This window comes from Microcystis sp. M079S1 (assembly GCF_020246425.1).
GTDB lineage: Bacteria > Cyanobacteriota > Cyanobacteriia > Cyanobacteriales > Microcystaceae > Microcystis > Microcystis aeruginosa.
Map to the genome: position 1 here is coordinate 1 of NZ_JADBSZ010000145.1, position 2,900 is coordinate 2,900.

Sequence of the window (2,900 nt, forward strand, 5' to 3'; positions counted from 1 at the left end):
AAACGCCAAATACAGCTTTATCCGTTTCCTATTCTGGAGTTTCCGTCCCCTTGCGGGGTAAATATCGTGGCGAAGGCTAGAGATGAATAGATTGCCTATAGGTGACATGGTTAGTGTTTCCGTCCCCTTGCGGGGTAAATATCGTGGCGAAGTCAGTTGAATCAGAGAGTATTGCCTTAGATCCAGCCAAGTTTCCGTCCCCTTGCGGGGTAAATATCGTGGCGAAGGGGAGACCCCGTGACGCCCCCTAAGACCAGCGCGTCTTGTTTCCGTCCCCTTGCGGGGTAAATATCGTGGCGAAGTGACCAGCGCGACTGGAAGTTGGATAGTGTGCCTTTCAGTTTCCGTCCCCTTGCGGGGTAAATATCGTGGCGAAGACAACCCGTGATGGCGCTGTATGGAGCCAAGAAGTCTCTAAGTTTCCGTCCCCTTGCGGGGTAAATATCGTGGCGAAGTACTGCCGATGAGCCTGACGCTACGCTAATGACCAGTTTCCGTCCCCTTGCGGGGTAAATATCGTGGCGAAGATGGAACCACCATTGACAACGTAATTATGAAACTCATCGTTTCCGTCCCCTTGCGGGGTAAATATCGTGGCGAAGTCATCGATCCACCGTTGCAACGTGCGGCGGCTGACAATGGTTTCCGTCCCCTTGCGGGGTAAATATCGTGGCGAAGTAGAGACACTAAAATCAAGACAGAAGAAATGTCTCTTGCTGAGTTTCCGTCCCCTTGCGGGGTAAATATCGTGGCGAAGACTTACGACCACTGCACCGTCAAACCATTTAACCCTAACAGTTTCCGTCCCCTTGCGGGGTAAATATCGTGGCGAAGTGAATTTATCAGTTGAGAGTATAGTATCATTTGTGAAGAGTTTCCGTCCCCTTGCGGGGTAAATATCGTGGCGAAGGCGACAAACGATCCGCGACAAGGCGGTGCTGTTGTGGTTTCCGTCCCCTTGCGGGGTAAATATCGTGGCGAAGCCTAGGCTTCTGAATGCTATATACTATGAAGTTTTCAAGGTTCGTTTTTTGCAGTCCACTTAACATTCGTTTACAAACGAACTCGAAAACAAATGGAAAACTTAAAATTGTTTTCAAAAGTGCAATATCAATAAAATAGCCCAATTTCGCCAACAAGTCAAACTAAAAAACACCCATTAGCCCACAAATAATCACCCAAACTCCTAAAACCTAGTCATAACGACCCGCGACAAAAATAGCCAATACTTTACATTGCTTAACACTCATAAAATCACAAAATCAGGCGGCTCATAAGGACGTGGACTGCCAAACACCCTAGTCCGCCTCTTCGCCGTCGCATCCAAAGGATAAACCCGCAAATTATCCTGCTCCAGATTTAACAAAGGCAACCAATACCTCTCTAACTGCCGATCCAACACCGACTCATCCAAAGGACACTCAAAAACCGATCGCTGCACCCTCTGACAGCGCTGCTCGATCCGCTTCGCCAACCTTAAACGGCGACGATCGTCCGCAACGTCATAACATACCAACCACAGCATAACTTTATCTATCCATTGAAATTGAACTAGAGAACCCACCACCTACCTTGTAAACAACAAGTCTAACTATCTACATTTCGATTTATCTAAGCCCCCTAAATCCACCAATTCTGTGGGACTTGAAAAATATTATATTTTCTTGTTCCCCCAAAAATCGGGGGCTAAGGGTGAGAGCCTTAGTTAAGTTACGATATAATTACCACAAAGTTGAGAGGCTAATCACTGATGGTACTTGCAACAACCAAGCGCTACACCGTAGATGAATATCTAGAACTAGAAGCAAAAGCCGAATTTAAAAGCGAATTTGTGGATGGAGAGATTATCCCAATGGCAGGAGCAACCGCAAATCATAATATTTTGACGGCTAAGTTCTTAGCGCGGATTTTGTTAGCCTTAGAGGACTTAAATTACTCAGTCTTTATGAGTGATATGCGCTTGTGGATGCCTGAACATAAGCGTTATACCTATCCTGATGTGATGGCGATTGAAGGAAAGTCTGTTTTCACCGATGAAAAACAAACTGCAATTACTAATCCATTGCTGATTGTCGAAATTTTATCTAATTCTACACAAAGTTACGATCGCGCAGACAAGTTTAAGCTATATCGTTCGATTCCATCATTTAAAGAATATGTCTTGATTTATCAGAACAGCTTTTGGGTAGAGCAATATACCAAGCAGCCAGATAACAGATGGATATTAACTGAATATTTAGAGGAAGATGCCATTCTTAAACTTGAATGCGTTAGCTTCGAGATTAGTTTAAGAGATTTATATAAGCGAGTTACATTTGAGAACTAAATCCCCCTCATTCTCAACCACTGCTCCCACTGAGCTAGCTTGCACACAAGACTAGCTCAGTGGCTTGGTATAATTAAAAACCAAACCCAAAGCGTGGGTCGCCCGCTACGCGGGCGACCCACGCTTTGGGTTTTAAGGCTACTTATACATAGCTACTTACCACTATTTAATTACATAAGGCTGATAATCAAGCGATCGCTCCACAAAACAACGCGCCAGCGATCGCGCCTGCTCCACCAAAATCTGACTCAGCCGTAAATTACGATTTTGGGGCGGATAGATAAACGCCGTATTAAAATGACGCTCCAACTCAGTCAAAAACAGCTTCTTCGCCATCGTCCCCAACCAAATACCATCCCCATCAGGCGAAGGCTCAAAATCAGCAGGATCTAAAACCTGAGATTGAATAATTGCGATCGCGATCGCATCCACCACCACAGGACGAAACTCCTCCATCAAGTCCAGCACCAAATTCGGACGATTTAGCGAAACTTCCGCTTTCGGTGAGTACTGACAACCAGAATTTTGCACCCTCATTAGGGGAAATCCACATACCCAGTAATTCCTTGTATCC

Annotated in this window: 3 protein-coding genes, 1 pseudogene and 1 CRISPR repeat array; of the genes and pseudogenes, 1 reads left to right on the forward strand and 3 read right to left on the reverse strand. The window is 45.3% G+C overall.

Features of this window, described 5'->3' with window-relative positions:
• The first annotated feature begins 38 nt into the window (after nt 1-38).
• Nucleotides 39-983: a CRISPR direct-repeat array (repeat unit 37 nt; unit sequence GTTTCCGTCCCCTTGCGGGGTAAATATCGTGGCGAAG).
• Between the two features lie 263 nt (nt 984-1,246).
• Nucleotides 1,247-1,525, reverse strand: coding sequence for a CRISPR-associated endonuclease Cas2 (gene cas2 / locus IM456_RS09525; protein WP_286392000.1), 279 nt, complete (start codon nt 1,523-1,525; stop codon nt 1,247-1,249).
• 225 nt (nt 1,526-1,750) lie between these two features.
• Here cas2 and IM456_RS09530 point away from each other — a divergent pair, with 225 nt between their 5' ends.
• Nucleotides 1,751-2,326 (forward strand): Uma2 family endonuclease, encoded by a 576-nt coding sequence (locus tag IM456_RS09530; RefSeq protein WP_286391998.1) that lies wholly within the window; start codon nt 1,751-1,753, stop codon nt 2,324-2,326.
• A gap of 162 nt (nt 2,327-2,488) precedes the next feature.
• Here IM456_RS09530 and IM456_RS09535 read toward each other — a convergent pair whose 3' ends face one another.
• Nucleotides 2,489-2,782 (reverse strand): CRISPR-associated endonuclease Cas1, encoded by a 294-nt coding sequence (locus tag IM456_RS09535; RefSeq protein WP_286391997.1) that lies wholly within the window; start codon nt 2,780-2,782, stop codon nt 2,489-2,491.
• Between the two features lie 43 nt (nt 2,783-2,825).
• A pseudogene (locus tag IM456_RS23535) lies at nt 2,826-2,900 on the reverse strand (transposase); the annotation flags it as partial.

What these genes read in the sequence shown, in the direction of transcription:
- cas2 (WP_286392000.1), bottom strand. Translation starts at nt 1,525, where the DNA reads ATGCTGTGGTTGGTATGTTATGACGTTGCGGACGATCGTCGCCGTTTA.
- IM456_RS09530 (WP_286391998.1), top strand. Translation starts at nt 1,751, where the DNA reads ATGGTACTTGCAACAACCAAGCGCTACACCGTAGATGAATATCTAGAA.
- IM456_RS09535 (WP_286391997.1), bottom strand. Translation starts at nt 2,782, where the DNA reads ATGGAGGAGTTTCGTCCTGTGGTGGTGGATGCGATCGCGATCGCAATT.